This is a genomic window from Arthrobacter sp. Leaf141 (genome assembly GCF_001424565.1).
Classification (GTDB): domain Bacteria; phylum Actinomycetota; class Actinomycetes; order Actinomycetales; family Micrococcaceae; genus Arthrobacter.
Genome location: NZ_LMOL01000007.1, coordinates 122,110 through 141,594, shown reverse-complemented (window position 1 = coordinate 141,594; position 19,485 = coordinate 122,110). Strand labels below are relative to the sequence as shown.

Here is a 19,485-nt window from a genome sequence, read left to right as displayed (position 1 = left end):
GAACCACCTGGAATACAGGCAGTCCGGGCACCGTCGCGCCGCCACATTCCAGGCCCGATTGGCGCGGGCGGAAGCCCGCGCAGCCAGTCATGGAAGGAAAAATGATTTACCCGGTGGCCTTCCCCGACCCCGGCTAATATCTTTCCACTGTAACCGTAGCGTTATAAACCAGCCAACAAATCTGCATACCTGGTATTCCTGAATGGATGCTGGACAGGCCCTTCCTAGGTCCAGGATCCGTAGGCCCGCACGGTATTTTCGCTGATCTCGGTGCAGAGCCGGGCCAGGTCGGTTCCTGTCAAACCGGCCATCGCCCGGACCGTGTAAGGCACCATGTAGCTCGCGTTGGGGCGCCCCCGGTGTGGATGCGGAGTGAGGAACGGGGCATCCGTTTCCACCATGACAAGGCCGGGATCAGCCACCGCGAGCGCTGCACGCAGGTTGTCCGCGTTTTTGAAGGTCAGAGTGCCGGCGAAGGACATGTACCAGCCTTTCCGGTTGCAGATCCTGGCCAGGTCCGCATCGCCGGAGAAGCAATGGAAGACCACGCGCTCCGGGGCGCCTTCCTCTTCCAGTACCTGCACCACGTCGTTGTGGGCATCCCGGTCGTGGATCTGCAGGGTGAGGTCCAGGCGCTTGGCAATGTCGATGTGCCGCCGGAACGAGTGCCGCTGGGCGGCCAGCCCCGCGCCCTCGGTACGGTAGAAGTCCAGTCCGGTCTCGCCGATGGCGCGGATCCTGGGATGGGCTGCCAGTTGCTCGATTTCCGCGAGCGCACTTTCGAGTTCGCCGCGGCCGGCGTACAGCGGGGCGTCGTTGGGATGCAGCGCCACTGCGCCAAGCAGCCGGCGGTCCAGTTCCACCGCCTGCACCGTGAACCGCGACGATTCCAGGTCGCAGCCCACCTGGACGGCGCCCTGCACGCCCACGGCCGCGGCTGCGTCCATGGCTGCCCGGACCCCCACCGGAGCCGGCCCGTCCGGAAAGTCCAGGTGCGTGTGGTTGTCCATCACCGGCACCGGCAGCGGCTCGGGAGCGGGCGGAAACCCGCGTTTTGTGGAGCCCTGGGCTTCGGCTGCCGTCCCTGCGGCGGGGTCCAGGTAGGCGGCGGGGGTCTGCGGAGTGCACATCGTCCCAGCCTAGCGGCCGGAACGGCAGGTATTTTTTGTCGGAACTCTCTGTCTACCGCGGCAGTTGTGTTAGTAGTCTGGGACGAACAGATGCGAACGCCCACCGACGGGCGAAGGCAGGCTTGCTGTCCCGTCCGGGCGAACCCCTGGGCTGAAAGGTTGCCGATGGAATCCCACCGACGCACTGCCGATGGAACCGCTGCGAACCGCAATCCGGCGGGCCTGGCGGGCTCTGTCAGCGCCCTGAACGGGCACCGGCCTGCGGCGCTGGACGACGCGGCGTTCCACGCTGCCGCGCAGCGCATCCTCACGACGGTCAATACAGTGATAGACGGCAAATCGGACGCCGCCCGGCTTGCCCTGACGGTGCTGCTGGCCCAGGGCCACCTGCTGGTCGAGGATGTCCCCGGAGTGGGGAAGACCCTCCTGGCCAAAACGCTGGCCAGGAGCATCGACTGCAGCGTCAACCGGATCCAGTTCACCCCGGACCTGCTGCCCTCGGACGTCACCGGGGTCTCCATCTACAACCAGACATCCCGGTTGTTTGAGTTCCGGCCCGGGGCAGTCTTCGCCAACATCGTGATCGGCGACGAAATCAACAGGGCCTCCGCCAAGACCCAGTCGGCGCTCCTGGAATGCATGGAGGAGCACCAGGTCACCGTGGACGGGCACTCCTACAAGCTCGACGAGCCCTTTATGGTGGTGGCCACGCAGAATCCCATCGAGATGGAGGGCACCTACCCTCTTCCCGAGGCCCAGCGTGACCGCTTTATGGCCCGGATCTCCATGGGCTATCCGGACATGGACGCGGAAATCCAGATGCTGGAAACCCACCAGTCCGCCTCTCCCCTGGCCAAGGTCACGCCGGTGGTCACCACCGCCGAGGTCGCCGCCATGATTACCACCGTGCAGGACGTCTACGTGTCCCAGGCCGTCAAGGAGTACACCGTGTCCGTGGGCCGGGCCACCCGGGAAAGCCCGCTGCTCCGGCTGGGCGCCAGCCCCCGGTCCATGCTGCAGCTGCTCCGGGCGGCGAAGGCCACGGCAGCGCTTGACGGGCGCGGCTTTGTCCTCCCGGACGATGTGCTGCAGGTGGCGGAAGCTGTGCTGGCCCACCGTATCCTCCTGGACAGGAAGGCTGCCGGTGCCGGCGAAACGGCGCATACCGTGCTGCAGGGCATCCTGCAGCGGCTCCCTGTCACGCATGCTTCCGCGGGACAGCCCGGGACGCGGCCGGCCCGGAGTGCCCCAGCCTCCGGCCTGGGCAGGAACCGCTAGGCGGCGGCTCAGATGGCGCTGCTGGACCGGTTTCCCCGACATCTCCTGACCCCCCGGGGCTGGGGCATGCTGGCAGCGGGCGGGGTGGCCCTTGGAGCGGCCTTCGTTATGGGCCGCCGGGACCTGCTGACCCTGGGCATCCTGTTGCTGGTCCTGCCTTTTATCTCGCTGGCAGGGATCCGGCTGGTCAAGCCCAGGTTCCAGGTCTACCGCGAGTTTCATCCGTCCCCTGTGGAAACCTCTGCGCCCGCCACCGTCCGGCTGGCGGTGGCGCGGAAGGATCCCGGCAGCGGCCGGGCCACCATGGAGGAACGGCTGCCTTCCCGGTTCGGTGAGTCCCCCATGTTCCGGTTCCCCGCCCGGTCAGCTGCCGGCGGCACCAGCCGGTACGAATACCACCTCCGCTCGGCCCAACGCGGCCAGTTCCGGATAGGTCCGGTCATGGCCGAGTTCTCGGACCCCTTCGGCCTGTCCACGCACCGGCAGGCCATTGACGACGGCGACATCCTCACGGTCACGCCGGCCGCCGTGGTGCTGCCCCTGACAGGACTGGCCGGGGCGCGCGGTAACGACGGCATCACGGCCACCCGGATCCGGGCCAACCCCAGCGACGATGACGTTATGACCCGCGAATACCGGCACGGCGACCCCATGCGCAGGGTCCATTGGGCTGCCACGGCCCGGCACGGGGCGTTGATGGTGCGGCAGGAGGAATCGGTCACCACACCGGAGGCCACCTTGATCCTCGACCACCGGTTCGGCGCCTTCGCCGGCAGTACCGGGCCATCCCCCGCAGCGAAGCAGGCCCGGCAGCAGGCCAGGGGCGGGCAGTCGATGCCTACCAGCGACACCTTCGAGTGGGCGGTGGTGGCGGCGATGTCCATCGCCGCGCACCTCACCGAACGCAACTATGTGCTGCGCCTGCTGGACCCCAGGGGCGAGCCGGCGTTCCTGCACTCACCGTCTGCGCCGGATCCCGCTGCCGAGGAGTTCACCGGCAGCGCCGGTCTGCAGTCGATCGCCGAAAGCCTCGCCGCCATCGCCCTGTCCGGCTCCGGCCACGCCCGTGATGGCTCTTTGTGGGACTTCGCGAACCGCACTGACCCCCGAGGCGGCCAGGACGCAGGTCCGGCCCCGTTTGATGACCAGTTGATGGACAAGCTTTCCGCCCACCGGATGCGCGGGCCGCTGATCGCCATGCTGGGCCGGATCTCCGCAGAGGAAGCCCTGGCCCTTGCTCCGGCCGCCGGGTACGGCACCAACGCGTTCGCCCTGGTGGTGGCCGAGAAGCCTGGCGACCAAGCAGACGTTCTCGAGGTCCTCCGCCAGGGTGGCTGGCGTGCTGTAGCTGTGGCCCCCGCCGTCCCGGTTGCTTCGGCGTGGGCAGGCTTCGACGGGGACGACGCCGTTGCCGCCACCCCTGCGGCTGAGGTCCGGCGCGGGGCGGGGGTGGCCAGATGACGCTGGCGCCACCGCGGACCCCGGGACAGGGCCAGCAGCAGGACAACGGGGCGGGCGCCGCACCCCGCCGCGCCCTGGTGGGCCTTTTTCCGTGGGCCATGGCAGCAGCCGTTGCGCTGGCTGTCTGCGGCGCCGCGCTGTCCCTTAACGGTGTGCTCCGGGGCTGGAACTGGTATCTTCCCGTCCTGACCACGGTCCTCGTGGTCAGCTTCACGCTGGCAGCGCTCCGCGGGCTGCGCGCCCAGCCGTTGCTGGTGACGTTCGGCGGGTTCCTGGCCCTCGGCGGCATCCTGACGCTCACGTTCTTCCGCAGTTCCAGCATCCTCGGTGTCATTCCCGGCGGCGACACCTTCGGCGAACTCGACCGGCTGATCGGGCGCGCCAGCGAAACAGTGCTGTCGGAAACGGCGCCCGTGGCGCCCAACGCGGGCATTGTGATGGTTGTGTGCGCCGTCCTGGGCCTCACGGTGATCCTGGTGGATGCCCTCGCGGTGCCGCTGGGCATGCCTGCAGCCACGGGCGCTGCCCTGCTGGCGCTGCTGGTGGTCCCTGCCATGATCAAGCCGCAAAGCGTCGGTTTCTGGGGGTTTGTTGCCACCGTGGCCGGGTACTTGCTGATTTTGGGTTGCAGCCAGTGGTTTGCACCCGGTTTTGGTACGCAGACAGACGCCGCCGGCAGCACGGGACACCTGCGCCGTGCTGCCCTCACCGGCTCCGTGGCGCTGGTGGCTGCCCTGCTGGTTCCCGCCGTCATCCCCGGTTTCGACCAGGGTACGTTCCCGCAGGGCTCAAGGCTCAACCCGTGGGGCACCTCCACCGGCCTGAACCCCATGATTACGCTGGGCAACAGCCTGCGGACCCCTGACGGCACCGGACGCATCACCTATGCCACCAACGCCACGTCCCCGCTGTATCTCCGCACGGTCACCGTGGAAAATTTTGACGGCGATTCCTGGGGCCCGGATGACCGGAATGAGTCCCGGATACGGCTGGCCGGCCCGATTGATCCCGGCTACCAGGTCCTGGCCGATGCGCAGCAACGCCAGGTGACAGCCATCGACACCGGCTCACTCAGCAGCAACTACCTGCCGGCGCCTTATGCCCCCGAGACGGTGCGGGGCCTGAACGGCCAGTGGACGTGGGACCCGGCAACGCTCAGCATCAAGGGCACCGACACCACATCCCGGCGTCAGGACTACATCGTCACCTCGTCCGCTCCTGCGCTGACCCCGGCGCTCCTGGCCCGGTCCACGGGTCCCGCGCAGGACATTTCCGACACCTTCACCAGAGTTCCGGGGAATGTCCCCGCCAGTGTCCGCAGCACCGCCGAGACCGTGGCCGGCGCTGCCGGAACGCAGTACCAAAAGGCGATGGCCATCCAGAAATACCTGCGGTCCGCGGATTTCACTTATTCCCTCCAGTCCCCTGTTCAGGGCGGCTACGACGGCAACGGGCTCTCGGTGCTGGCGGACTTCCTGGAGCAGAAGAGCGGATACTGCGTCCACTACGCCTCCGCTATGGCGGTGATGGCCCGGCTCCAGGGCATCCCCAGCCGTATCGCCGTGGGCTACGCGCCCGGCCGGCTGACCGGTGAAACGGTGCCCGTGGCAGGGCAGGGCCCGCTGTCCGAATACGAGGTGGATGGCCGCGACGCGCACGCCTGGCCCGAGCTGTACTTCCAGGGCCTCGGCTGGGTCCCGTTTGAGCCCACCCCGTCCCGGGGCGTCGTTCCCACCTACGCCACCGAGGCGTCGGCGCCGGGGACGGCCGATTCGCTGGACAACAACGATGACCTCCTTCCCGAACCGGGCCAGGTCCCTTCCCCGGCCCCCAGCGTTTCCGCGGCTCCGGTCCCGCAGGACAACGGAACGGCCGACGCCGGTCCCCGCCTGCTGCCTTGGCTGCTGGGCGCCGGTGGTGTCCTGGCCGGCGGCCTGCTGCTGGCATCGCCGTTCCTGCTGCGGACCGGAATCCGGGCCCGCCGGCTCCGGCCCCGCAACGCAACTGCCGCTGCTCCCCTGGCCTGGGCCGAGCTGGCGGACCTTGGCACGGACTACGGCCTGCCGCCCGGGCCCAGTGAGACCCCGCGTGCGTACTCCGCACGGCTCCGCCGTTCCCTGCTGGGCGAACCGGACGGGATGGACCGCGCGGCGCACCTGGCTGCTGCCGCGCTGACCACCGGTTACGAGCGGAACCAGTACGGCCCGCCGGAGGCTGCAGGTTTGGGCCCGGCCAATCAGGAGGCCACAAATCCAGAGGCTGCCAATCCGGAGCCTGCCGGGCCGGCGGACCCGGCCAGCCCGCGGGACCACATCGACGCGCTCCAGGCGGCCCTCCGGGCCAACGCCGGCGGTCCGCGCCGTTTCATCGCCACCTGGGTCCCGCCGTCGGTGATGCGGCGGCTCGGATTCCTCACCGGCGCACCCTTCAGGGCCGTGGGCCGGGGTGTCCGGGGAACAGCACAGGCCGCCGCACGCTCCTGGCGGGGAGCACGCGGCGGCCTGCGGTAGCCCGGCAAGACTTTGCCGGGCTACCCGGGTTAGCCGGCGTAGGGGTCTGCGATGCCGATGTACTGCGTGTAGAGGTACTCCTCGATGCCTTCGAGGCCGCCTTCGCGGCCAAGGCCGGACTGCTTGACGCCGCCGAAGGGTGCCGCTGCGTTGGAAATAACGCCGGCGTTCAGGCCCAGCATGCCGGTTTCAAGCCGTTCACCCATCCGGATGCCGCGGTTGAGGTCCTTGGTGAAGACGTAGGCCACCAGCCCGTATTCGGTGTTGTTGGCCAGCCGGACAGCATCATCCTCGGTGCTGAAAGTGATGATCGGTGCGACGGGTCCGAAGATTTCCTCGGCCAGGATCCGGGTACCTTCGGTGACGCCGGACAGGATGGTGGGCTGGTAGAAGTAGCCGGGGCCCTCCACCGGGCTGCCGCCCAGGACTGCGGTGGCGCCGGCGGCGACGGCGTCCGAGACCAGCTCGTGGACTTTGTCGCGGCTCTTGGCGTCGATCAGCGGGCCAACCTTCGATTCGGGTTCGGTGCCCCGGGCCGTGGTCATGTCCTTCATCTTGGCGGCGAACTTTTCCGCGAATTCCGCGGCGACGGATTCGTGGACAATGAAGCGGTTGGCGGCCGTGCAGGCCTCACCCATGTTCCGCAGCTTGGCCAGCATGGCCCCTGCTACGGCAGCGTCGATGTCGGCGTCTTCGAAGACCAGGAACGGGGCGTTGCCGCCGAGCTCCATGGAGGTCCGCAGGACAGTTTCGGAAGCATCGGACAGCAGCCGGCGGCCCACCTCTGTGGAACCGGTGAAGGACAGCTTCCGCAGCCGGGAGTCCTTGATCAGCGGACCGGTGGTGGCCCCGGCGGTGGAGGTGGGGATGACGTTCAGGACGCCGGCCGGCAGCCCGGCTTCCATCATCACGGCGGCGAACAGCTGGGAAGTCAGCGGGGTGAGATTCGCCGACTTCAGGACCATGGTGCAGCCGGCGGCCACGGCCGGGGCGATCTTGCGGGTGGCCATGGCCAGCGGGAAGTTCCAGGGCGTGATCAGCAGGCAGGGGCCTACCGGCTTTTTGGTGACCAGCAGCCGGGACTTGCCGTCCGGGGAAACGGAGTAGCGGCCAAAGGCGCGCACTGCCTCTTCGGAGAACCAGCGCAGGAACTCGGCGCCGTAGGTGACCTCACCGCGGGCCTCGGCCAGCGGCTTGCCCATTTCCAGGGTCATCAGCAGGGCGAAATCTTCTGCGCGTTCGGTCACCAGGTCGAAGGCCCGGCGCAGAATCTCGCCTCGTTCGCGCGGCGGGACCTTGGCCCACGATTCCTGTGCCGCGGCGGCAGCGTCCAGGGCGGCGGCACCGTCTTCGGCGCCGGCGTCGGCGAGGCTCAGCAGGACCTTTCCCGTTGCCGGATCCTCGACGTCGAACGTCTTGCCCGAAGCGGCGGCACGCCACTCGCCGTTGATCAGCAGGCCGGTGGGAACCGAGGCCAGAAGGCTGCTTTCGCGCTCGGCGGTTACGGCCGGCAGTGCAGTGACAGTCACGATGACTCCCTCGTCAGTAGGGGTTGTTGCAACCCACGGGCGCGGCCGGAAGTGACCGGGCTCATTGGGCTGATTAACAGTCACCCTACTGCCGCGGTTTCGTCCGGGTCTACGCCTGCACGCACTGCCAAATGCCGATCCGGCTGTGCACCTGCACAACCGCAGGGCCGTGCCGCGGTGGCAGGGGGTCCGGGCTCAGCGGGCGGCGAGGACTGCCGAATAAAGTTCCCGCTTGCTGACCCTGACGTCTTCGGCGACTGCCGCCACAGCCTCCTTGAGCCGGATGCCCTGGGCCATCAGCTCGTTGACTGCGGCAACATGATCCTCCGGTGTTCCGGCTGCCTGCTCCGGGGCACCGCCGAGCACCACCGCGATCTCGCCGCGGACCTCATTGCCCTCCGCCCACAGCAGGAGCTCGCCCAGCGTTCCCCGGATGACTTCCTCGTAGGTTTTGGTCAGTTCACGGCAGACGGCGATGGGCCGGTCGGGGCCGAACCGTTCGCGAAGGGCCCGGAGCATAACCTCCAGCCGGTGCGGGGCCTCGAAGAACACCATGGTGCGGCGTTCCGCGGCGAGGTCCGCCAGCCGGGACGCCCGTTCGCCGGCCTTCCGGGGCAGGAAACCCTCGAAGCAGAACCTGTCGGTGGGCAGGCCGGACAAGGCCAGCGCGGTCAGCACTGCGGAGGGTCCCGGCGCGGCGGTGACCGTGAGTCCGGCGGCAACCGCTCCCGCAACCAGGCGGAAGCCCGGATCGGACACGGCCGGCATGCCGGCGTCGGTAACCATCAGCAGCGTGCTTCCCGCCCGCACCTGGTCCAGCAGTTCCCCGGTTTTGGCCGCCTCATTATGCTCGTGGTAGCTGATGACGCGGCCGGTCACGGTAACGCCAAGTCCCTGGACCAGCCGGTGCAGGCGGCGGGTGTCTTCGGCGGCCACGATGTCAGCCGTGGCCAGGAGCTCCACCAACCGGGCCGAGGCATCACCGGTGTTTCCGATCGGGGTGGCCGCAAGCACGATGCGTCCCACGGTTGGCGTGCCGGAATCCGGGCGGGTGCTGGGGTTAGGTTCCACGCCCCAAGCCTACTGCCGCGGCGGACTGCCAGCTGCAAAAGGTAGCATGGGGCCCGTGACGCAGACCTCCACCCGGCCGGCAGGAGCCGGCGAAGCCGCACCGGCCGCCTCTCCCGGACACCAAGCCCGCCGGCCGTGGGTGGCCCGGCCCGCCGCGGCGTTCACAGCCGAAGCGCTGCAGGCCCGGCTGCTGGGCAGCGCCGGCAGGTGGCGCGACTATCCGCTGTCGCTGCGGCTGTGGTTTGTCCTGGTCCCGGCCCTCACCACCGTGGTGGCCGGGGCGCTCCGCTTTGTCCGTCTTGGCGAGCCGCACAAGCTGGTTTTCGACGAAACCTATTACGTCAAGGACGCCTACTCCTACCTGGTCAGCGGCTATGAGCGCAGCTGGCCGGACAAGGCCAACGATTCGTTCAACGCCGGCAACCCGGCCATCCTGCTGGACACCCCCGAATACGTGGTCCACCCGCCGGTGGGCAAATGGATGATCGCTGCCGGCATGTGGCTTTTCGGGCCCGAAAATCCGTTCGGGTGGCGGTTTGCGGCCGCCCTGACAGGCACCCTCTCGGTGCTGCTGATTTCCCTGGTCGCCCTCAAGCTGTTCCGGTCCCTGGCGCTGGCAGGCGCGGCAGGGCTGCTCCTGGCCGTTGACGGCCACCACCTGGTGATGTCCCGGACATCGCTGCTGGACATCTTCTTGATGTTTTGGGTCCTGGCGGCCTTCGGTGCCCTGCTGATGGACCGTGACGATGGCCGGCGCCGGCTCGCTGCCCGGCTGGGCACGGCGGCGACGGCGCAGGGTGGACTGCCTGCGTCGGCCGTGCTGCTGTCCGGACCCTGGCTGGGGATCCGCTGGTGGCGCATCGCAGCCGGTGTCTGCCTGGGCCTGGCCGTGGGCACCAAATGGTCCGGGCTGTTTTTCCTGGCCGGGTTCGGTCTGCTGACGGTCCTGTGGGACCTCAGCGCCCGTCGGGTGGCGGGCATCCGCGGCTGGATCAGCGCCGGAATCATCAAGGACGGCCTGCCGGCGTTCCTCAGCATGGTGCCCGTGGCCGGCGCTGTCTACACCGCCACGTGGGCCGGCTGGTTCGCCTCCCGGGACGCCTACTTCCGTAACTGGGCCCAGGCCAACCCGTCCACGGAATGGGGCTGGCTGCCGGGCCCCCTCCGGTCCCTGGCCCACTACCATCTTGAGGCGTACAAGTTCCATCAGGGGCTGGGCTCGGAACACCCGTATGAGGCAAGCGCCTGGAGCTGGCTGGTGATGGGCCGGCCCACATCGTTCTTCTACGAATCCCCGCCGCAGGGCACCGGGGCGTGCGATGTGGCCAAGTGCACCTCAGCCATCCTCTCCGTTGGCAATCCGCTGATCTGGTGGACGGCCGCGGCCTCCCTGGTGGTGCTCCTCTTCTGGTGGGCCGGGCGGCGGGACTGGCGCGCCGGCGCGGTGCTGGCAGGCATGGCCGCGGGGTACCTGCCGTGGTTCATGTACCCCGAGCGGACCATGTTTTACTTCTATGCGGTCTCCTTCGAGCCGTTCCTGGTCCTGGCCCTGGTCTACTGCCTGGGACTGGTCCTGGGCAGGCCCGCCGACCCGCCGTGGCGCCGCCGTTCAGGGCTGTACGTGGTGGTGGTTTTCCTTGCGGCTGCGGTGTTGCTTTCCGCCTTCTTCTACCCGGTGTGGGCGGCGGAGACCATCCCCTACGACGCGTGGAAGGTCCGCATGTGGATGCCGTCCTGGATCTAGGGCAGGATGGCAGGAAGGACCCATCGGCGCCCCTGCCGGGGCGGTGGCAGCGGAACGGAGGCCGGCTGTGAGGGAAGCAAGCACAGCTCTGCTGGTTGAGCTTGACGCCGGCAGCAACGTCACGGACCTGCTGCTGGAGCGGCATGCGGCCAACCCGGCGCACGCGCTGTACCGCCGGAAGGGCCCCAACGGCTGGGTGGACGTGCCGGCCCGGGCGTTCCTCCAGGAAGTCCGGGCGCTGGCCAAGGGCCTGGTGGCCGGCGGCCTGGAGACCGGCGATGCCGTGGCGGTGATGTCCGCCACCTCCTATGAGTGGACTGTTGTTGACTTCGCCATCTGGTTCGCCGGCGGCGTGACCGTCCCCATCTATGAAACCTCCGCACCGGGCCAGGTCGAGTGGATCCTCGAGGACGCCGGAGTCCGCCGTGTGTTCGCTGGCACCAGCGCCCTGGCGGACCTGGTGGGCGGGGTCCTGGCCGGTTCGGACCGGCTGCGGGACCGCCTGGTGGGGGTGGTCCGGATGGATTACGACGGCGACGCCCCCAACCTGGCCAGCCTCGCCGCTGCGGGGGCGGGCGTGGCCGACACTGAGCTGGAGCGGCACCGCACCAGGGCGGGCCTGGCCGACCTGGCGTCGCTGGTCTACACGTCGGGGACCACGGGCAAGCCGAAGGGCTGTGAGATTACGCACGGCAACTTCGCCCTGGTGGCCAGGAACATTGTGGCGTTCCTCCCCGAGGTGCTCCTGCAGGACCAGGCACGGACCCTGATGTTCCTTCCGCTGGCCCATGTCCTGGCCCGTGCCGTGCAGGTGGTGTGCCTCAGTGCCGGCGCCACCCTGGGCCACACGCCGGGAGCTGCCCAACTTTTGGCGGACCTGGAAACCTTCCGCCCCACCTTCCTGCTGGTGGTCCCCCGCATCTTCGAAAAGGTCCGGGCCGGCGCCACCCACAAAGCTGCCGTGGGTGGCAAGGCCCGCCTGTTTGGTGCCGCGGCAGCCACCGCGATCGACTATTCCCGCGAACTGGACAGGCAGGGCCGGGGCCAAGGGACCGGGCCGGGCCTGCTGTGCCGCGCCAGGCACCGGCTCTTCGACAAGCTGGTGTACCCGAAGCTCCGCGCCGCCCTGGGTGGGCAGGTGGCCTTTACGGTCTCCGGCGCCAGCGCCCTGGCCCCCGACGATGCCCACTTTTTCCGCGGCGCCGGAATCCCGGTCCTCGAGGGGTACGGGCTGACCGAAACCACCGCGCCCTGCACCGCGAACACGCCCGGCATGACGCGGGTGGGCACGGTGGGCATCCCCATCCCAGGGACCACCATCCGGGTGGCGGCGGACGGCGAGATCCTGGTCAAGGGCATTGGTGTTTTCCGGGGCTATCACGCCAACCCGCAGGCCAACGCGGACGCCTTTGTGGACGGCTTTTTCCGGACCGGCGACCTGGGCGGGCTGGACGACGACGGATTCCTGACCATCACGGGCCGCAAGAAGGACCTCCTGGTCACGGCCGGTGGTAAAAACGTGGCCCCCGGTCCCCTGGAGGAAAAAGTGCGCGCGCATCCGCTGGTAGCCCATGCGGTGTTGGTGGGCGACGGAAAGCCTTTTGTGGCGGCCCTGGTGACGCTCGACCCCGAGGGGCTGGCCAATTGGTGCTCGGAGCGCGGGCTGCCGCCGTTGACTGTGGCCCGGGCTTGCGCGGACCCGGCCATCCGGGCGGCCGTGCAGGAGGCGGTGGACCAGGCAAACCAGCTGGTGTCCACCGCCGAGTCCATCCGCTCGTTCGCGCTCCTGGACGCCGATTTCACCGTCGAATCGGGCCACCTGACGCCGTCCCTGAAACTGAAGCGGGCCGCCGTCGTCAGTGGTTTCGCGGCTGAGGTGGCGCGGCTTTACGCCTGATTGGCAGTGGCCGCTGACTCGTTGGGTGCCAGGCCGCGGCGCCGGCGGGTGGGCCACGTCAAGACAAGGGTCACTACTGCTGCCACCAGCACCAACGCACCGATCACAATGCCGGCGTCGATCCAGAACTGCCCCGGGAAGAGGCGGATCAGGGTGTCGTCCAGGCTGAACGTCCAGGTGCCGGCCGCGAAGAAGATCCGGTGGAACTCGGTGAAGAACTGCTGCCAGCCCAGTGCGGCCAGCGTGCCCAGCCCGAGGATCAGGGCCAGCGTGGCGAGGGAACCGGCGAAAAGCGCGCGCCGGACGCCGCCGTGGCTGCGTTTACGCAGGTAGAGGATGGCGATCAGGGCCAGCACCAGCAGCAGCACGCCCGCGCCGAACGTGGACAGGATCACCACCTTAACGTCGGCCATGTGGCTGACTTCGCCGTCCTTGAACAATTTGTCGCCGCTGCGGTGCATCAGGTCACCCAGGTAGCGGGGGCCGGACCAGTTGCTCAGGTAGTCCACGGCGTAGGAACCGTAGGTCATCCTGTCGTCGGTGCTGAACCCGTACCCGTCGCCCGGGAAGCCGGGCCGGTTGTACTCCACCCAGAGGAACAGCGGGCTGGTGACGGCGCGGACAGCGAGGATCAGGAGCGTCAGGGGGTAGAACACCGCCAGCAGCACCTGCATCACGCGCGGCAGGACCGGCTTCGCGTTGGCGGCACTTTCGCGCTGGGCGTTGCGGCGTTCCACTTCCTCGTCCGGCGGCCGGACCTGGAGGGCCGAGGTAGGCAGGGGTTCCTTGAACACCGGAGAGGTGCCGCGCGCCGACGGATCAGCGCCGGAGGGCTCGACGGCGGCAGCAGCGGCTTTCCGGCCGGCCCTGCTGTCCGGCTGGCTGGGTGTGGCGGGTGTGGCGGGTGTGGCGGGTATGGCGCCGGTGGCGGTTGCAGCCGCTGCACCCGCAGCCGCGGTACCGGTTGTGGTCTGGCCTGGCTTGGCTGCAGCCGAGGGGCCCGCGGCCGGAGTGCCCGTGGCCGGCTTGCCCGTGGCCGGCTTCTTGTTGCCGGTGGGTTCGGCCGGGGAAAGCCAGGAGAACGCGGGCTCGTCGGTGTCGCCTGAGGTGTCCAGGTGGGGTTCCTGCTGAGGATCGGCGCTTTTGGCGCGGGCCGGTGTTTCGTCTTTCACAGCAGCGTCTCTTCCGTCGGTTTCCGCGCCGCGCTGGGGTCCGCTGGCGCCTGTTTCTGCACCCGAGCCTACCGTCCGCCCTGTTGGCAGGGCGAGAAACCACCCCGCACGGATTACAACGATTCAGGCAGCGATTTCCGTATAGCCTGCGTCCTCGCTGCGCAGGTCACCGCGTTCCCCGGCCAGGAAGGCGCGCCGCCCCCACACCAGGACATAGGTCCAGTAGGCCGCCAGCACGGAGGCGCCAATGCCCAGTTTCGCCCAGACGGGCAGCGGTGAGGGGGTAACAAAACCCTCCACCAGCCCTGAGACGAACAGCACCAGCACCAGACCCAGCGCCACCGTGATCAGGGACCGGCCTTCCCGGGCCACGGCCCTGCCGCGGGTCTGCCGGCCCGGGGACACCATGGCCCAGAAAATCCGGAGCCCCGCAGCACAGGCCACAAACACGGCAGTGAGCTCCATCATTCCGTGCGGCAGGATGTAGCTGAAAAACACATCCGGCTTGCCGGCGGCAACAAACATCCCGGCCGCCACCCCAACCGACTGCGCATTGCTGAACAGGATCATGGGCACCCAGAATCCGGTGATGCCCAGGGCTACGGCCTGGGCGGAGATCCAGGCGTTGTTGGTCCATACGGCGCCTGCGAAGGACGCCGCCGGGTTCTCGGAGTAGTAATCGATGAAGTCGTTGTTGACGTACTGCGCCGCCTCGGCTTCCGAGGCAACCGCCCGCAGCACGTCCGGGTTGGTGCCGATCCACACGGCGAAGGCTGCGGCGACCAGGACGAACGCGGTGCCGCAGGCAAGGGTCAGCCAGGAAATCCGGTACAGGGCCGCCGGCAGGGCAGCGACAAAAAACCTGGCAATGTCGGCCATCGGGTTGCTCCTGGCGCCGGTAAACCGCGTCCGGGCCTGGGCCAGGGTGGCGGACAGGGAAGCGGAAAGCCCGCTCTCGGGCGCCAGCGACCTGATGAGGGACAGGTGGGAGGACGTGGACTGGTACAGGGCCAGGAGCTCATCAGCCTCGGGCCCGGTCAACCTGGGTTTGTGCGCCAGCCCATGCAGCCGCGACCACTTGTCCGAGTGCACTGCCGAGAAGGCATCCATATCCACGGGACCAGCCTAACCTTCCCGCCGCTAGACTCTGAGTGTCCGCAACGTTCCGGCCGGCGTCCCGCCGGACCGCGCACCCCCGGAAGGGAACATCCGCGTGAGCTCCATCATCACCGGCGAGGCAGTGGTCCTGGAACTGCGGCCCGCGTCCTTTGGCGGCCGGGCCCTGGGCCTGTTCATCGATGTGGCCTGCCACGGTGTGCTGCTGGTGGCCATCCTGATCGGCCTGACATCGGCCGGCGGGGACCTGGACGAGGCTGCTGAGCGTGCCCTGGTCCTGTGCAGCGTGGTGTTTTGCCTTGTGGTGGTCCCGGTGGCGGTGGAAACGCTGAGCCGGGGCAGTTCGCTGGGAAAACTGGCCACCGGGTTGCGTGTGGTCCGCGAGGACGGCGGAGCCATCCGGTTCCGGCATGCAGTCATCCGCGGCCTGACGGGATTCCTGGAAATCTACCTGACTTTGGGCGGCCTGGCGTTGGCCGTGTCCTTGTTCAACGACAAGTCCCGGCGCCTCGGTGACCTGATGGCGGGCACGTACGCGGTCCGCAGCCGTGTTCCGGTGGAACGGGCAGTGCCGATCTTTGTCCCGCCCTGGCTGCGGGCCTGGGTGGAGTCGGCGGATATCGGCCGGCTGCCTGATGCCACCGTCCGGCGCGCCGCCCAGTTCCTGCGGCAGGCGGGCCGGATGGCGCCCCTGTCCCGGGCGGGCCTGGCAGCGTCGATCGCCACGGAACTGGCCGCGTATGTTGCCCCGCCCCCGCCGCCGGGCACGGGCCCGGAGGACTACCTGTCAGCCGTTGTGGCCGAACGCCGTCAACGCGAGCTCATCCGGCTGACCCGGTCGCGCCGGCGCAACGCGGACGTGGGCGAAAGGCTGCAGCGGCTGCCCTTCACCGGCTGAGGTCAGTTGTCGTACTCGGCCCACGGGATGTTCCAGTCGCCGAAACCGTCGTCGTTCGCGGCGTAGTCACCTTCGGTGTTGATGATCTGGACGACGTCACCGGTGCCGAGGTTCTCGAAGACCCAGGCGGCGCCGTCGGGAAGGAACCCGATGCAGCCGTGCGAAACGTTGGTGTTCCCGATGAAGGGGAAGGCGGAATCCAGGGCCTGGTGCAGGTACGCGCCGCTGAGGGTGAGCCGGATGGTGTACTCCACGTCCTCCTCGCCGTAGTAGGCGGGGTCCCCTGGCTTGAGGCCGATGCTTGCCGCCCGGAAGTGGTCATATCGTTTTTTCTCCATCAGGACGCCGAACCCGCGGGCCGAAGGGAAGCGCTTGTCCCCCATGCTGACCGGCAGGGTCTTGACCGGCTGGTCGTTCACGCTCAAGGTGAACGTGTGCGCGGTGGCATCCGCGACGGCCACTTTTTTGTCACCGATGGCGATGCTCATTTTTTTGTTGAAATTGGCGATCTGTCCGTTGCCCAGGTCGACGCCGAATAGCTTCATGTCCATGGACACGGTGGAGTTGGCAGCCCAGAACGTCTCGGCCCGGTACCGGACCATGGTGTCGCTGTACCAGTGGAAGGCGCCCACCTGGCCGGCGCTGCTGGTCACGGTGATGGCCTTTTCCACGGCGTCCCGGTTCAGGACGGGTTCGCTGAAGGTGACCTGCAGGGGTTGCCCGACGCCGACTTTCATGCCGTCCAGCGGGTAGATGGCGGCGTCCGCCTCGTGGGAGCTGGAAACCGTGGCGAAGGACCGGGTGGTGCTCGTTTCGCGGCCGGCGCTGTCCTTGAGGACATACGTGTAGCTGTAGTCGGTGTTGAACTTCAACGCCCCGGTTGCCGCCCAGGAGGTGCCGGCCGGATCGATGCTGCCGTCCACTGCCTCGCCGCCGGTGCTGGTCAGGGAGACCCGTTCGATGGTCCCGTGGTCAACCTTGAGGGACACCGGGGCCGCCGGATTGACCTCCTTGGCGCCGTTGGCCGGTGCCGCGTCAACGCTCACGGGCGTGATGACGGGGGCGGCGATTCCGGGGGACGTCCGGGCTGCGGAGCCGGCCTCTGACTCCAGCGGGGTCCCGGCGAGTCCCGGCGCTACGGCAGCAAACACACCGCCGGCGGCGGCGAGCAGGCACACGGTGGCCACCACCAGAATCTTCTTGACGTTGCCCTTGCGGCGGGGCTTGGTATCAGGCTCCATACATCGATTCTAGGTGGTTGCAAGGAACCCGGGTGCCAGCGGGCACCCGGGTTCCTGGTGGCACGGCTTCGCCGGGCACCGGCGGCGGGACCGCCGGTGCCCGGGCCGTCAGTAGCGGTAGTGCTCGGGCTTGTACGGGCCTGCGGCGTCGATGTCCAGGTATTCGGCCTGGTCCTTGGACAGTTCGGTCAGCTCCACGCCCAGGGCGTCCAGGTGGAGGCGGGCCACCTTTTCGTCCAGGATCTTGGGCAGGACATAGACCTGGTTTTCGTATTCGCGCTCGTCGGCCGGCTGGTCCTTCTTGGTCCACAGCTCGATCTGGGCGATGGTCTGGTTCGCGAAGGAGTTGCTCATAACGAACGACGGGTGGCCCGTGGCGTTGCCGAGGTTAAGCAGGCGGCCCTCGGACAGGACAATGATGGACCGCTCGGAGTCCGTGCCTTCCGAAAGGACCCATTCGTGGACCTGCGGCTTGATTTCGACCTTTTTGACGCCGGGGATCCGGGCCAGGCCGGCCATGTCGATTTCATTGTCGAAGTGGCCGATGTTGCCCACGATGGCTTTGTTTTTCATGCCCGCCATATGGTCGGCCATGATGACGTCCTTGTTGCCGGTGGTGGTGATGAAGATGTCACCGAGGGCCAGGACGGACTCCAGTTTTGCCACCTGGTACCCGTCCATTGCCGCCTGCAGTGCACAGATGGGGTCAATCTCGGTGACGATCACGCGTGAACCCTGGCCGCGGAGGGCCTCTGCCGCGCCCTTGCCCACGTCGCCGTAGCCGCAGACGACGGCGACCTTGCCGCCCATCAGCACGTCCGTGGCGCGGTTGATGCCGTCCGGGAGGGAGTGCCGGATGCCGTATTTGTTGTCGAACTTGCTCTTGGTGACCGAGTCGTTGACGTTGATGGCCGGGAAGAGGAGCTTGCCCTGCGCAGCGAGCTGGTAGAGGCGCAGCACGCCCGTGGTGGTTTCCTCGCTGACGCCCTTGATCGTGCCGGCGATGCGGCCCCACTTCTGCGGGTCGGCGGCGAGGGAACGGCGGATGACGTCCAGGAAGATGACGTGCTCGTCGGAGTCATTGGCGTCCGCGGCGGGGACAGCGCCTGCGGCTTCGAACTCAACGCCCTTGTGCACCAGCATGGTGGCGTCGCCGCCGTCATCCAGGATCATGTTGGGTCCGAGGTCCGGGTTTGTGTCCGCACCGGGCCAGGTGAGGATCTGCTCTGCCGTCCACCAGTACTCCTCCAGCGACTCACCCTTCCAGGCGAAGACCGGGACGCCGGCGGGCTGCTCCACGGTGCCCGTGCCCACAACGACGGCGGCGGCGGCCTCGTCCTGGGTGGAGAAGATGTTGCAGGAGGCCCAGCGGACTTCGGCGCCGAGGGCGGTCAGGGTCTCGATCAGCACAGCCGTCTGCACGGTCATGTGGAGGGAACCGGCGATCCGGGCGCCCTTGAGCGGCTGGGTGGGACCGAATTCCTCGCGCAGGGACATCAGGCCCGGCATTTCGTGTTCTGCGAGGCGGATCTGGTGCCGTCCGGCCTCTGCCAGGGAAATGTCGGCAACCTTGTAATCAAAAGTCATAGTGGTCCTTAATTCTGGATCTGATGTGCTGGTTCCGCGCTACGGCGCGGCGGTGCCGGCGGGATCGTGCTGGTCCGAGCCGGCCCTGGTGGCTGCGGCGAGCAGTTCCGGCGGCAGGAGCAGCGGGATGCCGTCCTGGATGGCGTAGCGCGGCGCAGCGCCGGCTTCCCCGGCGTTGGTGGCCACCAGTTCCTCGCCCTCCTGGACCAGGGGTGAGCCGGTCACGGGGCAACGCAGGACTGACAACAGCTCGGGACTGATCTTTGGCATTTGTTCATGCTCCCTGGCGGGCGCGCTCGCGCCGGTAGCGGACTGACGTACAGCGTCCAGCCTACCGCCCGCCGCGCCTCAGGACGGTTCCCGGAGGACGCGCAGGTGGCCCCTGCGGGTTCCCTCGGTTCCTGCCGGAGCTTCCAGTGCCGTGTGGGGGCCACGCTGGGCGGAAGGCCGCTGCTGCGGGGAAGGCTGGGCTGCCGCCTCGCGGACGGCGTCGGCCAGGGCGAGCAGGTCGTCGGGGCCTGGCTGCTGCGGTGTGGTGGGCATGGCCAGACGGAGTACTTCCCAGCCCCGGGGAACGGTCAGGGAGCCGGCGTGCTGGCTGCACAGGTCATAGCAGTGGGGTTCGGCGTAGGTGGCCAGGGGCCCGAGGACCGCGGTGGAATCCGCGTAGACGTAGGTCAGCGTCGCTACCGCTGACTGGCGGCAGGCGGATCTTGAACACTGACGGATAGCTCCCACGACAGCCCAGACTACCGGGCCGGCAGCCGGAACCCGCGCATTGGCGCGCGGCCGCGCGCATCGGGCTGCTCCGGCGATCCTGTCGCGTAATCCAGGTGCCGGGTTTACAGTCA

At 68.4% G+C, this 19,485-nt stretch carries 15 protein-coding genes; 6 read left to right on the top strand and 9 right to left on the bottom strand.

Going from position 1 to position 19,485, the window contains the following annotated elements; all coding sequences use genetic code 11:
- Positions 1-224: 224 nt before the first annotated feature.
- A complete protein-coding gene (locus ASF72_RS08345) occupies positions 225-1,130 on the bottom strand; it encodes a TatD family hydrolase (RefSeq protein ID WP_056597983.1) in 906 nt (301 codons plus the stop codon).
- Positions 1,131-1,295: 165 nt separating this feature from the next.
- On the opposite strand from ASF72_RS08345, the gene ASF72_RS08340 reads away from it, so the two are divergent.
- The 3 genes from ASF72_RS08340 to ASF72_RS08330 are packed head-to-tail and all read left to right on the top strand — an operon-like array spanning position 1,296 to position 6,379.
- Entirely contained in the window at positions 1,296-2,408 is a 1,113-nt protein-coding gene (locus ASF72_RS08340; RefSeq protein WP_056597981.1) for an AAA family ATPase, read from the top strand.
- Positions 2,409-2,420: 12 nt separating this feature from the next.
- The gene (locus tag ASF72_RS08335; RefSeq protein WP_056597979.1) at positions 2,421-3,869 is read left to right on the top strand and encodes a DUF58 domain-containing protein; all 1,449 of its coding nucleotides are present in this window, start codon (positions 2,421-2,423) and stop codon (positions 3,867-3,869) included.
- A complete protein-coding gene (locus ASF72_RS08330) occupies positions 3,866-6,379 on the top strand; it encodes a transglutaminase family protein (RefSeq protein WP_056597977.1) in 2,514 nt (837 codons plus the stop codon). Before ASF72_RS08335 ends, ASF72_RS08330 begins: the two co-directional genes overlap by 4 nt.
- A 29-nt stretch (positions 6,380-6,408) precedes the next feature.
- Here the strand turns inward: ASF72_RS08330 and ASF72_RS08325 are convergent, their stop codons facing one another.
- Positions 6,409-7,908, bottom strand: coding sequence for an NAD-dependent succinate-semialdehyde dehydrogenase (locus tag ASF72_RS08325; RefSeq protein WP_050686242.1), 1,500 nt, complete (start codon positions 7,906-7,908; stop codon positions 6,409-6,411).
- Between the two features lie 195 nt (positions 7,909-8,103).
- Positions 8,104-8,979, bottom strand: a complete 876-nt coding sequence (gene rsmI / locus ASF72_RS08320; protein ID WP_056597974.1) for a 16S rRNA (cytidine(1402)-2'-O)-methyltransferase — start codon at positions 8,977-8,979, stop codon at positions 8,104-8,106.
- A gap of 46 nt (positions 8,980-9,025) precedes the next feature.
- On the opposite strand from rsmI, the gene ASF72_RS08315 reads away from it, so the two are divergent.
- Both ASF72_RS08315 and ASF72_RS08310 read left to right on the top strand, forming a co-directional pair.
- Positions 9,026-10,723, top strand: a complete 1,698-nt coding sequence (locus ASF72_RS08315) for a dolichyl-phosphate-mannose--protein mannosyltransferase (protein WP_056597972.1) — start codon at positions 9,026-9,028, stop codon at positions 10,721-10,723.
- Between the two features lie 67 nt (positions 10,724-10,790).
- Positions 10,791-12,620, top strand: coding sequence for an AMP-dependent synthetase/ligase (locus ASF72_RS08310; RefSeq protein WP_056598069.1), 1,830 nt, complete (start codon positions 10,791-10,793; stop codon positions 12,618-12,620).
- Here the strand turns inward: ASF72_RS08310 and ASF72_RS08305 are convergent.
- The gene (locus tag ASF72_RS08305) at positions 12,611-13,792 is read right to left on the bottom strand and encodes a TIGR01906 family membrane protein (protein ID WP_056597970.1); all 1,182 of its coding nucleotides are present in this window, start codon (positions 13,790-13,792) and stop codon (positions 12,611-12,613) included. The genes ASF72_RS08310 and ASF72_RS08305 overlap by 10 nt on opposite strands.
- A 123-nt stretch (positions 13,793-13,915) precedes the next feature.
- On the bottom strand, positions 13,916-14,908 hold the full coding sequence (locus ASF72_RS08300) for a stage II sporulation protein M (RefSeq protein ID WP_200933633.1): 993 nt from the start codon (positions 14,906-14,908) through the stop codon (positions 13,916-13,918).
- A 97-nt stretch (positions 14,909-15,005) separates the two neighbouring features.
- On the opposite strand from ASF72_RS08300, the gene ASF72_RS08295 reads away from it, so the two are divergent.
- On the top strand, positions 15,006-15,806 hold the full coding sequence (locus ASF72_RS08295) for an RDD family protein (protein ID WP_050686226.1): 801 nt from the start codon (positions 15,006-15,008) through the stop codon (positions 15,804-15,806).
- Between the two features lie 2 nt (positions 15,807-15,808).
- On the opposite strand, the gene ASF72_RS08290 is transcribed toward ASF72_RS08295, so the two are convergent.
- From ASF72_RS08290 to ASF72_RS08275, 4 genes are all read right to left on the bottom strand, one after another.
- Positions 15,809-17,047, bottom strand: a complete 1,239-nt coding sequence (locus ASF72_RS08290; RefSeq protein WP_056597966.1) for a L,D-transpeptidase — start codon at positions 17,045-17,047, stop codon at positions 15,809-15,811.
- A gap of 108 nt (positions 17,048-17,155) precedes the next feature.
- A complete protein-coding gene (gene ahcY, locus ASF72_RS08285) occupies positions 17,156-18,634 on the bottom strand; it encodes an adenosylhomocysteinase (RefSeq protein WP_056597964.1) in 1,479 nt (492 codons plus the stop codon).
- Between the two features lie 39 nt (positions 18,635-18,673).
- Positions 18,674-18,904 (bottom strand): Trm112 family protein, encoded by a 231-nt coding sequence (locus tag ASF72_RS08280; protein ID WP_050686220.1) that lies wholly within the window; start codon positions 18,902-18,904, stop codon positions 18,674-18,676.
- Between the two features lie 78 nt (positions 18,905-18,982).
- Positions 18,983-19,372, bottom strand: coding sequence for a DUF3499 domain-containing protein (locus tag ASF72_RS08275; protein ID WP_056597962.1), 390 nt, complete (start codon positions 19,370-19,372; stop codon positions 18,983-18,985).
- Positions 19,373-19,485 lie beyond the last annotated feature (113 nt).